This window comes from Kitasatospora sp. NPDC114501, from assembly GCF_055633695.1.
This window is the reverse complement of record NZ_JBVKDS010000010.1, coordinates 273,475-289,370: the sequence shown is the minus strand read 5'-3', so window position 1 is coordinate 289,370 and position 15,896 is coordinate 273,475. Positions and strand designations below refer to the sequence as shown.

The window sequence follows — 15,896 nt, the reverse complement described above, 5'->3', positions numbered from 1 at the left end:
CGCCGGCCGGGGCCGGGTAACTCCCCTATCGGGTGGTCCCCTTGGCAGCCCTGTTCACCCGTTCACCCGTTCGAGGTGAACCTGGCGGCCAGCCCCCCGCGGTGATCCGCTCCGGGATCGAGCGGGCGCGGCCGGCCGAGGGCGGCCCGCGGCGGCGCGGTGAGCACGTGGCCGCGCCGCGCGGGAACGGTTTTCCGCCTCCGCCCCCTTCCTACTCGCGAGTAGCTTCGCTACAGTGGCCGGACACGCACCACCACCGCCGGGCTTCGGGAGCCGCACCGGCGGCAGGCCGCGGTCGCCGATTCTCCGGCGCCCGCGCGGTGCGCTTTCACCGGCAGGTGCCGCGGACCGCGGCGGGCCGGGTTTCCTCCTCGTATCAGAGTCGCTTCCTTCACCTTCGAGCGCCTGAACACCACGGCACATCCGCAGTTCGGCCGGAGCGGACCGGCCGCTGCCCCGATGCGCCGGCACCCGTCATCTCCCCAGCCCCCGCGCGTGGACCCTCCTCCGGCGGCGGCCGCCCCCGGCGTACGGGCGCGGCGGCGTGCCCGCCGGAGCACGCGCGGGCCCTTCATGACTAGGAGTCAGGACAGATGGAGCGTCCCTTCCCCACTGTCGCCGTCGTCGGCCTCGGCACGATGGGTGCCGGCGTCGCGGTGGCGGTCGCCAAGAGCGGCCGCCGGGTGATCGGCATCGAGGCCACCGAGGACTCGGCCGCCCGGGCGCTGGCCCGGATCGAGGAGGCCACCGCGCACGCCGTGGACCGGGAGCGGCTGACCGCCGAGGAGCGCGCCGGGCTGCTGGCCCGGCTCTCGGTCGGCCACGAGCTGGCGGCCGCCGCCGACGCGGACCTGGTGATCGAGGAGGTGCCCGAGCAGCTGGAGCTGAAGCGGGAGGTCTTCGCCGAGCTGGACCGGCTCTGCCCGGAGACCACCGTGCTGGCCACCGGCACCACCGCGCTCTCGGTGACCCGGATCGCCGCCGCGACCGCCCGCCCGGACCGGGTGCTCGGCCTGCACTTCTTCAACCCGGTGCACAGCATGAAGCTGGTCGAGGTGGTCCGCACGGTGCTGACCTCGCCGCGGACCGCCGAGGACGCCGCCGCCTTCGCCCGGGACCTCGGCAAGGAGCCGGTGGCGGCCGGCGACCGGGCCGGCTTCGTGGTCAACGGCCTGCTGTTCGCCTACCTGAACCAGGCCGCCGCGATGTACGAGTCCAAGTACGCCTCGCGGGAGGACATCGACGCCGCGATGCGGCTCGGCTGCGGCCTGCCGATGGGCCCGCTGGCGCTGCTCGACCTGATCGGCGTCGACACCGCCCGCACCGTGCTGGAGGCGATGTACGAGCAGTCCCGGGACCGGCTGCACGCCCCCGCCCCGATCCTCGGCCAGCTGGTCGCGGCCGGGCTGCTGGGCCGCAAGACCGGCCGCGGCTTCTACACCTACGAGGCGCCGGGCTCCTCCCGGGCCGTGGACGCGGCCACCGGGCCGGCCCTGCCCCGGGTGCCGGGCCGGGAGGTGCGCACCGTCGGCGTCTGCGGCTCGGGGACGATGGCCACCGGCATCGCCGAGGTGTTCGCCAAGGCGGGGCACCCGGTGCTGCTGGCCGCCCGCAGCCAGGAGAAGGCCGAGCGGGCCAAGGCGCAGCTGGCGAAGTCGCTGGAGCGCTCGGTGGCCAAGGGCCGGCTGTCCGCCAAGGCGCGGGACGCCGCGCTGGCGCTGGTCACCCCGGTCGGCCGGTACGCCGAGCTGGCCGAGGTGGACCTGGTGGTCGAGGCGGTCGCCGAGGACCTGGCGGTCAAGCGGGAGCTGTTCGCCACCCTGGACAAGATCGTCAGGCCGGGCGCGGTGCTCGCCACCACCACCTCCTCGCTGCCGGTGATCAGCTGCGCGACCGCCACCTCGCGGCCGCAGGACGTGATCGGCATGCACTTCTTCAACCCGGCCCCGGCGATGAAGCTGGTCGAGGTGGTCTCCACGGTGCTGACCGCGCCGGACGTCACCGCGACCGTGCTGGAGCTGACCGCCAAGGTCCGCAAGCACCCGGTGGAGTGCGGCGACCGGGCCGGCTTCATCGTCAACGCGCTGCTCTTCCCCTACCTGAACGACGCGGTGCGGATGCTCCAGGAGCACTACGCGACGGTGGACGACATCGACACCGCGATGAAGCTCGGCTGCGGCTACCCGATGGGCCCGTTCGAGCTGCTGGACGTGGTCGGCCTGGACGTCTCGCTGACCATCGAGCAGGTGCTGCACCAGGAGTTCCGCGAGCCCGGCCTGGCCGCCGCGCCGCTGCTGGAGCACCTGGTCGCGGCGGGCTGCCTGGGCCGCAAGACCGGCCGCGGCTTCCGCGACCACGCGCGCCGGTGACCACGTCGCAGGCCGGGGGCGGCCGGTACGAGACGCCGTACGGGCCCCCGCCGACCGGACCGCACGCCGCGCAGCCGTACGGGGCGCCGGCGCCCGGGGCCCAGCCGCCCGGCGGCGCGGCCGCCGGGAACGGCGCCCCGCCGTACGACTCCGCGCCCTCCGCGGCCTCCACGCGCCCCGGCTGGAGCCCCGGGACGGTCTCCTCCCGCTGGCCCCGCCCGGCCGTCACCGGCCCGGTCGCGCCGGTACGGCGGGGAAGGGCCGCGGCCGCGCCGTCCGGGCCGTGTAGCGTTCCGGACATGGATCGGGTTCAGTCAACCTCCCCGCAGCACCCCGCCGGGCCGCACGGCGGCGCCGACCGGACCACCCCCTCGGCCGGGGGCACCGGGCCGGAGGCCGGGCCGGGCAGCCGCCGGGCGGCGGCGCAGCGCCAGCAGATGCGCCAGGACCTGGCCACGGCCGCGATGGAACTGTTCGCCTCGCAGGGCTACGAGGAGACCACGGTCGACCAGATCGCGGCCGCCGCCGGGGTGGCCCGGCGCACCTTCTTCCGGTACTTCCGGTCCAAGGAGGAGGCGATCTTCCCGGACCACGACGACACCCTGGTGCGGGTGGCCGACCTGCTGGCCAGTGCCGAGCCGGAGGAGCACCCGCTGGACGTGGTCTGCCGCGGCATCAAGGAGGTGCTGCGGATGTACGCCTCCACCCCGGCGGTGTCGGTCGCGCGGTACCAGCTGATCCGTCAGGTCCCGGCGCTGCGCGAGCGGGAGATCGCCGTGGTGGCCCGTTACGAGCGGCTGTTCACCCGCTACCTGCTGGGGCGCTTCGACACCGGCGAGTCCATCCCGTCCGGCTGGCAGCGCGGCGGCGAGGACGACTCGATGCTGGCCGAGGTCTCGGCGGCGGCGGTGGTCGCGGCGCACAACCACGTGCTGCGGCGCTGGCTGCGGGCCGGCGGCCGGGGCGACGTGGAGGCGCAGCTGGACCACTCCTTCGAGGTGATCCGGCGGACCTTCTGGGCCTCCACCGCGCCGGGTGCCAGACGCCGGGGATCACTGGTGGCACCGGGTGCCAACGGGACCCCCGGGGACACCGGGGCGGAGAGCGCACTGAGTGCCAGTCCCGGAGGTGAGGTGCTCATCACAGTCGCCCGGACGGACGCTCCGCTGGAGGTCGTAGTGGACAGCATCCGGGCCGCGCTGAGTGGCGCCCGGGAGTCCTAGGGGCATCGTTTACGCAGGTCAGAGCATTATCGAGGGCCCGTGCCGAGCAACCGGCGCGGGCCTTCCGCATGCCCGCGCAACGCGCGTCGAACGGCCCCGGAAGCCGTCGGAATTCGTGACACCCGGTGTCTTTACGAGTGGCACAGGGTGCCACTACCTTGTTACTCACCAGTCGCGGCGCCGCGGCTCCCCACCTCGGCGCGCCGTCGTCCGGCGCTCCCACACCCCGGGAGCAGAGCCAGCAGGCCCGGTCCACCCCGGGCACCCAGCCTGACCCACCCGACCACCCACCTCAGCGAAGCCGGTGTCCGCTCCCGGCTCCCCCAGACGCCCTGTGACCCTCACACAGGTACGCCTTCGGAGGCAGCCATGCAGGAAATCCTCGACGCGATCCTCAGCAACGACGCCACGTCGGAGGACTACGCAGCGATCAAGCTCCCCGAGTCCTACCGGGCCGTCACGCTCCACAAGGACGAGGAGCAGATGTTCGCGGGCCTCGACAGCCGCGACAAGGACCCCCGGAAGTCCCTCCACCTCGACGAGGTGGCCCTGCCCGAACTGGGCCCCGGCGAGGCCCTGGTCGCCGTGATGGCCAGCTCGGTGAACTACAACACCGTCTGGAGCTCGATCTTCGAGCCGGTCTCCACCTTCGGCTTCCTGGAGCGGTACGGCCGGCTGTCGCCGCTCACCAAGCGGCACGACCTGCCGTACCACGTCCTCGGCTCCGACCTCGCGGGCGTGGTGCTGCGCACCGGCGCCGGCGTCAACGCCTGGAAGCCCGGCGACGAGGTCGTCGCCCACTGCCTCTCGGTCGAGCTGGAGTCCCCGGACGGCCACAACGACACGATGATGGACCCGGAGCAGCGCATCTGGGGCTTCGAGACCAACTTCGGCGGCCTGGCCCAGATCGCCCTGGTGAAGACCAACCAGCTGCTGCCCAAGCCGAAGCACCTCAGCTGGGAGGAGGCCGCCTCCCCCGGCCTGGTCAACTCCACCGCCTACCGCCAGCTGGTCTCGCGCAACGGCGCCGGCATGAAGCAGGGCGACAACGTGCTGATCTGGGGCGCCAGCGGCGGCCTCGGCTCGTACGCCACCCAGTACGCGCTGGCCGGCGGCGCCACCCCGATCTGCGTGGTCTCCAGCGACCAGAAGGCCGAGATCTGCCGCGCCATGGGCGCCGAGGCGATCATCGACCGCTCGGCCGAGGGCTACCGGTTCTGGAAGGACGAGAACAACCAGGACCCGCGCGAGTGGAAGCGCCTGGGCTCGAAGATCCGCGAGTTCACCGGCGGCGAGGACGTCGACATCGTCTTCGAGCACCCGGGCCGGGAGACCTTCGGCGCCTCGGTGTACGTCACCCGCAAGGGCGGCACCATCGTCACCTGCGCCTCCACCTCCGGCTACATGCACCAGTACGACAACCGGTACCTGTGGATGTCGCTCAAGCGGATCGTCGGCTCGCACTTCGCCAACTACCGCGAGGCCTTCGAGGCCAACCGCCTGGTCGCCAAGGGCAAGATCCACCCGACCCTGTCCAAGGTCTACTCCCTGGAGGAGACCGGCCAGGCCGCCCTGGACGTGCACCACAACAAGCACCAGGGCAAGGTCGGCGTGCTCTGCCTGGCCCCCGAGGAGGGCCTGGGCGTCACCGACCACGAGCTGCGGGCGAAGCACCTGCCCGCGATCAACCGCTTCCGCAACGTGTGAGACGGGTCCGATGACTGAGCCTCAGAAGCGCGACCGGCCCTGGCTGATGCGCACCTACGCCGGCCACTCCACCGCGAGCGACTCCAACGCGCTCTACCGGCGGAACCTGGCGAAGGGCCAGACCGGCCTGTCCGTCGCCTTCGACCTGCCGACCCAGACCGGCTACGACTCCGACCACGTCCTCGCCCGCGGCGAGGTCGGCCGGGTCGGCGTCCCGGTGGGCCACGTCGGCGACATGCGCACCCTGTTCGACGGCATCCCGCTCGAACGGACCAACACCTCCATGACGATCAACGCCACCGCGATGTGGCTGCTGGCGCTCTACCAGGTGGTCGCCGAGGAGCAGGGCGCGGACGTCGCCAAGCTCACCGGCACCACCCAGAACGACATCGTCAAGGAGTACCTGTCGCGCGGGACGCACGTCTTCCCGCCCGGCCCGTCGGTGCGGCTGATCACCGACATGATCGCCTACACCGTCGGCAGCATCCCCAAGTGGAACCCGATCAACATCTGCAGCTACCACCTGCAGGAGGCCGGGGCGACGCCCGTCCAGGAGATCGCCTACGCGATGTGCACCGCCATCTCGGTGCTCGACGCCGTGCGCGACTCCGGCCAGGTGCCGGCCGAGCGGATGGGCGAGGTGGTCGCCCGGATCTCCTTCTTCGTCAACGCCGGCGTGCGCTTCGTCGAGGAGATGTGCAAGATGCGCGCCTTCGCCCGGCTGTGGGAGAAGGTCACCCTGGAGCGCTACGGGGTCACCGACCCCAAGCAGCGCCGCTTCCGGTACGGCGTCCAGGTCAACTCGCTCGGCCTGACCGAGGCCCAGCCGGAGAACAACGTCCAGCGGATCGTCCTGGAGATGCTGGCCGTCACCCTCTCCAAGGACGCCCGCGCGCGGGCCGTCCAGCTGCCCGCCTGGAACGAGGCGCTCGGCCTGCCCAGGCCGTGGGACCAGCAGTGGTCGCTGCGCATCCAGCAGGTGCTGGCCTACGAGTCGGACCTGCTGGAGTACGGCGACATCTTCAACGGCTCCGAGGTGATCGAGGCCAAGACCGCCGAGCTGCTGGCCGGTGCCGAGGCCGAGATCGACAAGGTGCTGGAGATGGGCGGGGTGATCCCGGCCGTCGAGTCCGGCTACCTGAAGTCCAACCTGGTCGCCTCGCACGCCGCCCGCCGGGCCCGGATCGAGTCCGGCGAGGACCGGATCGTCGGCGTCAACTGCTTCGACACCACCGAGGAGAGCCCGCTCACGGCCGACCTCGACACCGCGATCATGGTGGTCGACCCGGCCTCCGAGCAGTCCGTGCTCGCCGCCCTGGAGGCCTGGCGCGCCGAGCGCGACGAGGCCGCCGCCCAGCAGGCGCTGTCCGAGCTCAAGACCGTCGCCGCCACCGAGGCCAACCTGATGCCGGCCACCCTCGCCTGCGCCCGGGCCGGGGTCACCACCGGCGAGTGGGCCTTCGCCCTGCGCGAGGTCTTCGGCGAGTACCGCGCGCCCACCGGCGTCGGCGGCGCCCCCGTCGCGGTGGCCGCCGAGCCCGGCGGCGAGCTGGAGCAGGTCCGCGCCGCGGTCGCCGCCACCGCAGAGGAGCTGGGCGCCGGAAAGCTGCGCCTGCTGGTCGGCAAGCCCGGCCTGGACGGGCACTCCAACGGCGCCGAGCAGATCGCCGTCCGGGCCCGCGACGCCGGGTTCGAGGTGGTCTACCAGGGCATCCGGCTGACCCCGGAGCAGATCGTCTCCGCCGCCGTCGCGGAGGACGTGCACTGCGTGGGCCTGTCCATCCTCTCCGGCGCGCACGGCGAGCTGGTGCCCGACGTCCTGAAGCGGCTGCGCCGCGCCGGGGTGGAGGATGTCCCGGTGATCGTGGGTGGCATCATCCCGGCAGCGGACGGCGAGGCCCTCAGGGCCGCCGGCGTCGCCGCCGTGTTCACCCCGAAGGACTTCGGGATCACGACCATCATCGGCCGGATCGTGGACGAGATCCGGCTGGCCAACAAGCTCCAGCCGTGGACGCCCGCACCGACCGCGGCCACGAACTGACCAGCTGACCAGCTGACCACTGGGAAGGAACCGAAAGACCCTCATGACTGCTGTCAACCGCCTGCGCCCGCGCCGCTCCTGCCTCGCCGTACCGGGCAGCAACCCGCGCTTCCTGGAGAAGGCCCAGGGCCTCCCGGCCGACCAGGTCTTCCTCGACCTGGAGGACGCCTGCGCCCCGCTGGTCAAGGAGAGCGCGCGCCACAACATCGTCGACGCGCTCAACAACGGCGACTGGGGCTCCAAGACCCGCGTCGTGCGCGTCAACGACTGGACCACCCACTGGACCTACCGCGACGTGATCACCGTCGTCGAGGGCGCCGGCCCCAACCTCGACTGCATCATGCTGCCCAAGGTGCAGGACGCCGAGCAGGTCAGGGCGCTCGACCTGCTGCTCACCCAGATCGAGAAGACCATGGGCTTCGAGGTCGGCAGGATCGGCATCGAGGCGCAGATCGAGAACGCCAAGGGCCTGATCAACGTCGACGCCATCGCCGAGGCCTCGCCCCGGCTGGAGACCATCATCTTCGGCCCCGCCGACTTCATGGCCTCCATCAACATGAAGTCGCTGGTGGTCGGCGAGCAGCCGCCCGGCTACGACGCCGATGCCTACCACTACATCCTGATGCGCATCCTGATGGCCGCCCGCGCCAACGACCTCCAGGCGATCGACGGCCCGTACCTCCAGATCCGCAACCAGGAGGGCTACCGCGAGGTCGCCCGCCGCTCGGCCGCCCTCGGCTTCGACGGCAAGTGGGTGCTCCACCCGGACCAGGTCGCCGCCGCGAACGAGATCTACTCGCCCTCGCAGGAGGACTACGACCACGCCGAGCTGATCCTCGACGCGTACGACTACTGCACCTCCGAGGCGGGCGGCGCCAAGGGCTCCGCGATGCTCGGCGACGAGATGATCGACGAGGCCAGCCGCAAGATGGCCCTGGTCGTCGCCGGCAAGGGCCGGGCCGCGGGCATGCAGCGCACCACCAAGTTCGAGATCCCGGAGGCGTGACCATGCAGTTCGGACGCACCTACGAGGAGTTCGAGGTCGGCGCGGTCTACAAGCACTGGCCCGGCAAGACGGTCACCGAGTACGACGACCACCTCTTCTGCCTGCTCACCATGAACCACCACCCGCTCCACATGGACACCAACTATGCGGAGAAGACCACGGACTTCGGCAGGAACGTCGTGGTGGGCAACTACATCTACTCGCTGCTGCTCGGCATGTCCGTCCCGGACGTCTCCGGCAAGGCGATCGCCAACCTGGAGATCGAGTCGCTGCGCCACGTCGCGCCGACCTTCCACGGCGACACCCTCTACGGCGAGACCACCGTGCTCGACAAGTGGCCGTCCAAGTCCAAGGACGACCGCGGCATCGTGTACGTCGAGACCAAGGGGTACAAGCAGGACGGCACGGTCGTCTGCGTCTTCCGCCGCAAGGTGATGGTGCCGACCGCGACGTACATCGAGGAGCGCGGCGGCGAGCAGCCCGGTCGCCCCACCCCCCTCTCCTGACCCTCCCCTTTTACAGGGGCCCCTCTTATAGGGACCCCTCCAGACCCCGGACGGGAAGGCCGCCGTCATCGGCCGACCCCCACCCGGTCGGGGGCCCTGCTGCCGCAGCCACGCCGGCAGGGCCCCCGAAGATCCCCCCCCCCCGCCACTTTCAGACTTCCGGAGCCGCACGATGGGACGCCTCGCACAGACCGACGGCCTCACCGAGATCCAGCGGGACATCCTCGCCACCGTGCGGGATTTCGTCGACAAGGAGATCATTCCGGTCGCGACCGAGCTGGAGCACAAGGACGAGTACCCGACCGCCATCGTCGAGGGCATGAAGCAGCTCGGCCTGTTCGGCCTCACCATCCCCGAGGAGTACGGCGGCCTCGGCGAGTCGCTGCTCACCTACGCCCTGGTGGTCGAGGAGATCGCCCGCGGCTGGATGTCGGTCTCCGGCATCGTGAACACCCACTTCATCGTGGCGCACATGATCAACGCCCACGGCACCCAGGAGCAGAAGGACCACTTCCTGCCCAGGATGGCGGCCGGCGAGATCCGCGGCGCCTTCTCGATGTCCGAGCCGGGCCTGGGCTCCGACGTCTCGGCCATCTCCACCAAGGGCGTCAGGGACGGGGAGTTCTACGTCCTCAACGGCCAGAAGATGTGGCTCACCAACGGCGGCACCTCCACCCTGGTCGCGGTCCTCTGCAAGACCGACGAGGGCGGCGACACCCCGTACAAGAACATGACCACCTTCCTGATCGAGAAGGAGGCCGGTTTCGGGCCGAACCCCAGGGTTCCCGGCCTGACCGTGCCCGGCAAGATCGAGAAGATGGGCTACAAGGGCGTCGACACCACCGAGCTGGTGCTCCAGGACGTCCGCATCCCGGCCGACCGCGTCCTCGGCGGCGTCCCCGGCCGCGGCTTCTACCAGATGATGGACGGCGTCGAGGTCGGCCGCGTCAACGTCGCCGCCCGCGGCTGCGGCGTCGCCCGCCGCGCCTTCGAGCTGGGCATCTCCTACGCCCAGCAGCGCTCCACCTTCGGCAAGAAGATCGCCGAGCACCAGGCGATCCAGTTCAAGCTCGCCGAGATGGCCACCAAGGTCGAGGCCGCCCACCAGATGATGGTGATGGCCGCCCGCAAGAAGGACGGCGGCGAGCGCAACGACCTCGAGGCCGGCATGGCCAAGTACCTCGCCTCCGAGTACTGCAAGGAGGTCGTCGAGGACGCCTTCCGCATCCACGGCGGCTACGGCTTCTCCAAGGAGTACGAGATCGAGCGCCTCTACCGCGAGGCCCCGATGCTGCTCATCGGTGAAGGTACTGCGGAGATCCAGAAGATGATCGTCGGGCGCCGGCTCCTGGAGGAGTACCGGATCGCCGACTGATCCCCGGGCCGCCCGCCGACGGACCACGTCGCCGGGCGGCCCCCTCGAACCGCCGGTCGACGGGCGTGCGGGCCCGTCCCGGCGGAGCGCCGTGCCCCGTCACGGGCCCGGGCCTGGTCCGCCCCGGTCCGGCACGGCCCTCCGGAAGCGGCCGCAGGGCGTACAGCTGCAACGACGCGCCCTGCGGCCGCTTCCGCACACCCGCTTCCGGCCGCTACGGATGTTTCACCCACCGGGTTCCGTCGGCGCACCCGTTGAGACAAGAGTCACCAGCCCTGTCCGGTCCCTTGGGAACCGGACCGGGCCGAGCTACGGTCGTAGGAGTGGATGCGCACACGCGCCGCCACCGGACACATGAACGAGCAGGCGGGTTGCCCACCCACCGTGTGCTCCCGATAGCATCCACCGGGACAGCAAGCCGTCCCTCTATTACCGATCCCGCGGTGGCCCCCGTCCAGCGGCCATGATCCCCCGCGACAAAGGTCTTCGATGCCCATCAGCCCGTCCCCTCACACCTCCGTCACGGACCGCGATGCCCTCGCAGCCCCGACGGCCGGTCGGCGACCCCGCGTGACCATCGCGCGCGGAGCCACCCCCTGGTTCGTCCCCACCCTCGCCACGGCCGCCGTGACCACCGCCCTCACCCGGCGCAGCGGCAAGTGGGCCCTGGCTGCGGTTCCCGCCTGCGCGCTCGGCGCGGGCATGCTGTGGTTCTTCCGCGACCCCGAGCGTGAGATCGGCACGGGCAGAGTGATCTCCCCCGCCGACGGCGTGGTGCAGAGCATCGACGCCTGGCCGGACGGCCGCACCCGGGTCGCGATCTTCATGAGCCCGTTGAACGTCCACGTCAACCGCGCGCCCCTGCCGGGCACGGTGACGTCGGTCGAGCACGTCGCGGGCGGCTTCGTCCCCGCGTTCAACAAGGACAGCGACCAGAACGAGCGGGTCGTCTGGCACTTCGACACCGAGCTCGGCGACATCGAGATGGTCCAGATCGCGGGGGCCGTGGCCCGCCGCATCGTGCCGTACGTCGACGCCGGAACCAAGGTCGAGCAGGGCGACCGGATCGGTCTGATCCGGTTCGGGTCCCGGGTCGACACCTACCTGCCGGCCGGCGTCGAGGTCGGCGTCGAGGTCGGCCAGAAGACCACAGCCGGGGTGACGCGCCTTGACCGTGACTGATCCTGAGACAATCGTCGGCCTGGACGACGAGGAGACGGCCCTGCGCCGCCGCCGCTGGGCGCGCGACCGCGAGCTGCGCGCCCCGCGCTCTCCCCAGCACCTGTCCACCGCCGACTTCCTGACCCTGGGTAACGCCGTCTGCGGCTTCCTGGCGATCTACTCGATCACCACCGGGGTCCTCGTCCCGCACATCACCAACCCGGACGCCGCGCCGGACCGGCACAGCGCCGCCACGGCGGTCACGCTGCTGCTGATCGGCTCGATGTGCGACCTCTTCGACGGCCTGGTGGCGCGCAAGCTGCGCTCCTCCGCCCTCGGTGCGGAACTGGACAACCTGGCGGACCTGATCAGCTTCGGCATCGCGCCGGCCTATTTCGTCGCGGTCTGGGGCATGGTCTCCCAGGGCTCCAACAGCAAGCTGTCGGCGCTCATCGCCATCACGGTGCTGCTCGCGGTGGTCCTGCGGCTGGCCCGCTTCTCGGCCGTCAAGATGCGGCCCGGGGTGTTCCAGGGCATGCCCTGCCCGATGGGCGCGATGACGGTGATCGCCATCGTGCTGCTCGACCCGCCGTTCCTGCCGGGTCTGCTCGCCATCTTCGGCGCCGCGTACCTGATGGTCAGCCGGATCGAGTACCCCAAGCCGCAGGGGCTGCTGGCCACCGCCACGCTCTGCTGGATCGTGGTCTCCATCGGCTGCCTGGCCGCCTGGGCCACCGGTCTGCCCGGCGGCGACAACCTGATGCACGTCGGCGCGTTCGCCCAGATCACGCTCGCCGCGATGGCGCCGCTGCTGGTCATCCGCCGCAAGGTGGGTCAGAAGGTCGGCGACGTCCGCGCCCGGCGGGCGGAGTCGCGGATCGGCTGATCCCCGAAGCCGTCGCACGGGGAAGGGCCCGGAACCACCAGGTTCCGGGCCCTTCCCCGTGCGTCGTCGCGGTCGGGTGCCGCGGTGGCGGGCTCAGGCGCCGCCGGTGTGCACGCTGAACGCCGAGCGGCGGGCCGCCCGGGCCACGGCCGGGTCCGGGTGCACGCCCGAGACCGCCGTCAGCACCGAGGCCGCCCGCGGGTGACCGGACTGCCGGGCCCGGGCGAACAGCCGGACCGGGTCGCCCGCCGAGGCGCCCTCGACGTGGCCCACCAGCAGCTCGGTCTCGCCGTGGTCGAGCACCGCGGCCGCGGTGTCCACCCAGAGCCAGGCCGCGTCCTCCGCGCCGAGCACGTCCGCCGGGGAGACGCCCTCGTCCGCGCGCTCCGCCAACCAGAGCAGCGCGTAGGGGCGCAGCACCGGCTCGTCCACGGCGGCGCGCACCGCCTGCTCGGCCGGACCGCCGGCCACCCGCAGCGCCTCGAAGGCCAGCCCGCGCACCAGCGCGTCGTCGCCCTGGGCGGCGTCCAGCAGCTCGGCCACCGCCCGGTCCGCGGGCCGGGCCGCGACCCAGGCCCGGAACTCGGCGCGGGCCGGGCCGGGCGAGTAGTCCGCACAGGCGTTCAGCAGCTCGAAGGCGCTCTGCTCGATGTGCCCGGCCGCGGTCTGCGCGACCGTGCAGATCTCCTCCAGCTTCGCCCGCACCGCCCAGTGGCCGAGCGGCGACAGCTCCGCGGCGTCGTTCCTGCGCTCCAGGGCGCCGACGGCCGCCAGGCCGTCCAGCATCCAGTCCAGGACGGCGGCCACGTCGGAGGGCGCGGCCGGGGTGTCGATCTGCGGCGCGCGGCAGGTGCCGCGGACGGCGGAGACCGCCGAGGCCGCGTGCGGCACCGGCGACAGGCCCGGTCCGCCGAGGCCCGTACCGACCCGGCGCTCGTCCAGGCCGCGGCGCAGCAGCTCCAGCAGCTCGCTCTCGGCGACCGGGCCGTCCACCAGGTGCAGGAAGGAGAGCAGCTGCGGGGCCTGGTCCACGGCCTGCCCGGCCAGGACGGCGAACACGCCGCGCAGCGCGGCGGGCGGCACCGGGGCGAGCAGGGTCCAGGCGTCGAACAGCGCCGACCAGCCGCGCACCACGGCCTCATCGTCGTGCTCCCAGGCGTGCAGGCGCCAGCCGGGGCCGGCTCCGCCGTCCCGGGGCTCCACCAGGCCCACCAGCAGCGCCCGTCCCCAGGCCTTGGTGGCCGCGCCGACCGTCATGGCCAGTGCCCGGCCCGCCGCACGGGCGTCCTCCGGGAGCAGTTCGCCGCGCTTGTCGACCTCGGCCAGCTCGCCGGCCCAGCGGGCGACCCGGACGGCGTCCACCAGCATCCGGCGGGCCAGCGGCGCCAGCTCGGCGGGTGCCGGGAAGCCCTCAGGCACGGGGACCCGGCCACGTCCGGGAGCCGGAGCGGGCCCTCGTCGCCGGGGTACTCCGTTCCGGGGGACACCCGCCCCGCCCGGCCTGCCACCGGCGGGCCGTTGGGCCGTTCCGGGGAGACGGGTCACCGTCGCACCGGTACCGATCGTCGGCGGGAGCGGGGCATCACGGTCGCGCGGGTTCCGAGACGTCACGTCGAGCAGTCTTCCCCTTGCACCGGCCTTCTGTCACATCCGGTTGTCCGTACGACCGGGCGACCGGTGGTGGCACCTCCGCAAGATCGGGCAACAACGGCAAACCGCCTGGCCGGAAACGTGTGACCTGGCCATGCCACTCGTCACACCCCGGTTGCCGGGAATACTCGGCCGGTCACCGTGCGTACGGGAGGGGGGTAAGGAGCCGGGCCAATTGTCGCCCCTGACGGCGGGTCCGATTGCGTGCGGGAAATCCGCGCCGCCCAGGCCCGGCAGGGGTGTCCAGCCCGATTCCGGACGGCTGGCGGGCGGGTCGGGGGGAGCGCACGGCGCGAGAAGTCGGCCGGGTCGACTTCTCGCGCACGCCGGGCGGAACGGAGGAAAGCGCCATTAGTGGACGGGGGGCGGCGCGGCGGAAAAACCGTCCGGGCCCGGCCGGGAACGCCGCGCGCGCGAGGGGGGGCTGCCGGGGGCTACAGCAGCGGTGTGAGCCAGCGACGGAGGAGTTCCGTGTAGCGGTCGGGGGCGGTGTTCCAGAGGGTGGCGTGGTCGGCGCCCGGGAAGGGCTGGAGGCTGACCACGTCGCGGCGGGCCGCGGCCAGCTTCTCGACGGTGCCGAAGGGCGCGATCCGGTCCTCCGGGCTGTGCAGGACGAGGGTGGGCACCCGCAGGTCGGTGCCGTCGGCGAGGCGGGCGAGGTCCGCGAGGTCGACGCCGGTGCGGCCCTCGGCGGCGAGGGCGCCGAGTTCGGAGGCGACGCCCCGGAAACCGGCCCGGGCGGCGTCCCGGCGGGCGGAGGCCGGGAGGTCGAGCACCGGCGAGTCCAGGATCAGGCCCCGGACGGCGTGCGACCAGGCGGAGCGGGTCGCGGTCCGCAGGGCCATGGTCGCGCCGAGGGACCAGCCGTAGAGGATCACCTTGCCCGCGCCGCTGTCGAGCGCCAGCCGTACCGCCGACTCGACGTCGCGCCACTCGGTCTCGCCGAAGTGGCTGAGCCCGTCCGGGGAGCGGGGGGCGCCCCGGTCGCCCCGGTAGGTGACGGCGAGGGCGGGCAGGCCGAGCCGGTCGAGCACGGGGAGCACCGGGAGGGTCTGCCGGCGGTCGGCCTCGGGGCCGTGCACCAGGATCACCCAGGTGCCGCGTCTGCCGTCGAGCTGCCAGGCCGGCAGCGCGCCGAGCTCGCCGTCGGCGAAGGTGTCGGCGAAGGCGAGGCCGAGCGCCTCGGTGGGGTCGCCGAGGAGGACCCGGGGGGTGAAGCGGACCTCGGTGCCGGGGGCGAGGGTGCCCCGGTCGGCGCGGACCAGCCGGCGGGTGACGCCCCGCTCGTCGCTGTGCAGGACCTCCTCGACCACCGCGTGCCCGCCGTCCGCCCACTCGACCGCCCAGCGGCCGGGACGCAGGCTCGCGTGCCCGCGGGTGAAGGTGACCCGGCCGGGGGCGAGGCCGCGGACCACGACCGGCCCGGACTCCCGGACGGCGGGCGCCGGACGGACCATCCGCTCGGAGGCCCGACGGCCGATCACCAGCACGGCGGCCCCGACCGCGGTGGCCCCGACCGCGGCGGCCGCCACGACGGCGGCGGTTCCCCAACGCATTTCGCTCCCCGCTCTGTTGCTCTCGGACCGGACGGTGTTCGAGCACCAGTTCACCGGCGCCCCGCCCGCCCGGCCATCCGGATGGGCCGTCCGGGTCATCCGGGCGGCGGGCCGGCGGCGGGGCCGGCGCCATGCCGGTGCTGCTGCCGGTGCTGCTGCCGGTGCCGGGAATCCCACGGGGTGTCAGCGCCCGCGTGTGACCAACCCCTCCGTGACCTCGGTTGACTCCCGGTTCGGGCCCGTGATGGGATCCTGGGGCCAAACGGAGGCATGGAGAGGAAGCCGGTGGAAGTCCGGCGCGGTCCCGCCACTGTCACCGGGGAGCACGCTCGGAACATCGCCACGGCGGGCCGTCGACGGCCGCTGGAAGGCTCCGGGAGTGCGTTCGACCCGGAAGCCAGGAGACTCTCGCCCCC

General features: G+C 72.8%; 11 protein-coding genes and 1 riboswitch. Of the genes, 9 read left to right on the top strand and 2 right to left on the bottom strand.

Annotated elements, in window-relative coordinates; translation table 11 throughout:
* The first annotated feature begins 593 nt into the window (after window positions 1–593).
* The 9 genes from ACZ7RU_RS20800 (at window position 594) to ACZ7RU_RS20760 (ending at window position 12,274) form a co-directional block, all read left to right on the top strand.
* On the top strand, window positions 594–2,369 hold the full coding sequence (locus ACZ7RU_RS20800) for a 3-hydroxyacyl-CoA dehydrogenase family protein (protein ID WP_470342395.1): 1,776 nt from the start codon (window positions 594–596) through the stop codon (window positions 2,367–2,369).
* Window positions 2,370–2,668: 299 nt separating this feature from the next.
* Window positions 2,669–3,592 carry a TetR family transcriptional regulator gene (locus ACZ7RU_RS20795; protein ID WP_470342394.1) on the top strand — a complete coding sequence of 308 codons (924 nt, stop codon included), beginning with the start codon at window positions 2,669–2,671 and terminating at the stop codon, window positions 3,590–3,592.
* Between the two features lie 369 nt (window positions 3,593–3,961).
* Entirely contained in the window at window positions 3,962–5,299 is a 1,338-nt protein-coding gene (ccrA, locus tag ACZ7RU_RS20790) for a crotonyl-CoA carboxylase/reductase (protein ID WP_470342393.1), read from the top strand.
* A 10-nt stretch (window positions 5,300–5,309) separates the two neighbouring features.
* Window positions 5,310–7,340, top strand: coding sequence for a protein meaA (locus tag ACZ7RU_RS20785; RefSeq protein WP_470342392.1), 2,031 nt, complete (start codon window positions 5,310–5,312; stop codon window positions 7,338–7,340).
* A gap of 43 nt (window positions 7,341–7,383) precedes the next feature.
* Window positions 7,384–8,346, top strand: a complete 963-nt coding sequence (locus tag ACZ7RU_RS20780; RefSeq protein WP_470342391.1) for an HpcH/HpaI aldolase/citrate lyase family protein — start codon at window positions 7,384–7,386, stop codon at window positions 8,344–8,346.
* Window positions 8,347–8,348: 2 nt separating this feature from the next.
* Window positions 8,349–8,852 (top strand): MaoC family dehydratase, encoded by a 504-nt coding sequence (locus tag ACZ7RU_RS20775; protein WP_470342390.1) that lies wholly within the window; start codon window positions 8,349–8,351, stop codon window positions 8,850–8,852.
* A 172-nt stretch (window positions 8,853–9,024) separates the two neighbouring features.
* Entirely contained in the window at window positions 9,025–10,227 is a 1,203-nt protein-coding gene (locus tag ACZ7RU_RS20770) for an acyl-CoA dehydrogenase family protein (RefSeq protein WP_470342389.1), read from the top strand.
* A gap of 489 nt (window positions 10,228–10,716) precedes the next feature.
* A complete protein-coding gene (locus ACZ7RU_RS20765; protein ID WP_049655656.1) occupies window positions 10,717–11,409 on the top strand; it encodes a phosphatidylserine decarboxylase in 693 nt (230 codons plus the stop codon).
* Window positions 11,396–12,274 (top strand): CDP-alcohol phosphatidyltransferase family protein, encoded by an 879-nt coding sequence (locus tag ACZ7RU_RS20760; RefSeq protein ID WP_401111221.1) that lies wholly within the window; start codon window positions 11,396–11,398, stop codon window positions 12,272–12,274. Before ACZ7RU_RS20765 ends, ACZ7RU_RS20760 begins: the two co-directional genes overlap by 14 nt.
* A gap of 93 nt (window positions 12,275–12,367) precedes the next feature.
* On the opposite strand, the gene ACZ7RU_RS20755 is transcribed toward ACZ7RU_RS20760, so the two are convergent.
* Entirely contained in the window at window positions 12,368–13,693 is a 1,326-nt protein-coding gene (locus ACZ7RU_RS20755; RefSeq protein ID WP_470342388.1) for a hypothetical protein, read from the bottom strand.
* A 665-nt stretch (window positions 13,694–14,358) separates the two neighbouring features.
* On the bottom strand, window positions 14,359–15,480 hold the full coding sequence (locus tag ACZ7RU_RS20750) for an alpha/beta hydrolase family protein (protein WP_470342387.1): 1,122 nt from the start codon (window positions 15,478–15,480) through the stop codon (window positions 14,359–14,361).
* 275 nt (window positions 15,481–15,755) lie between these two features.
* Window positions 15,756–15,888: riboswitch (cobalamin riboswitch) on the top strand.
* The last annotated feature ends 8 nt before the right edge of the window (window positions 15,889–15,896 follow it).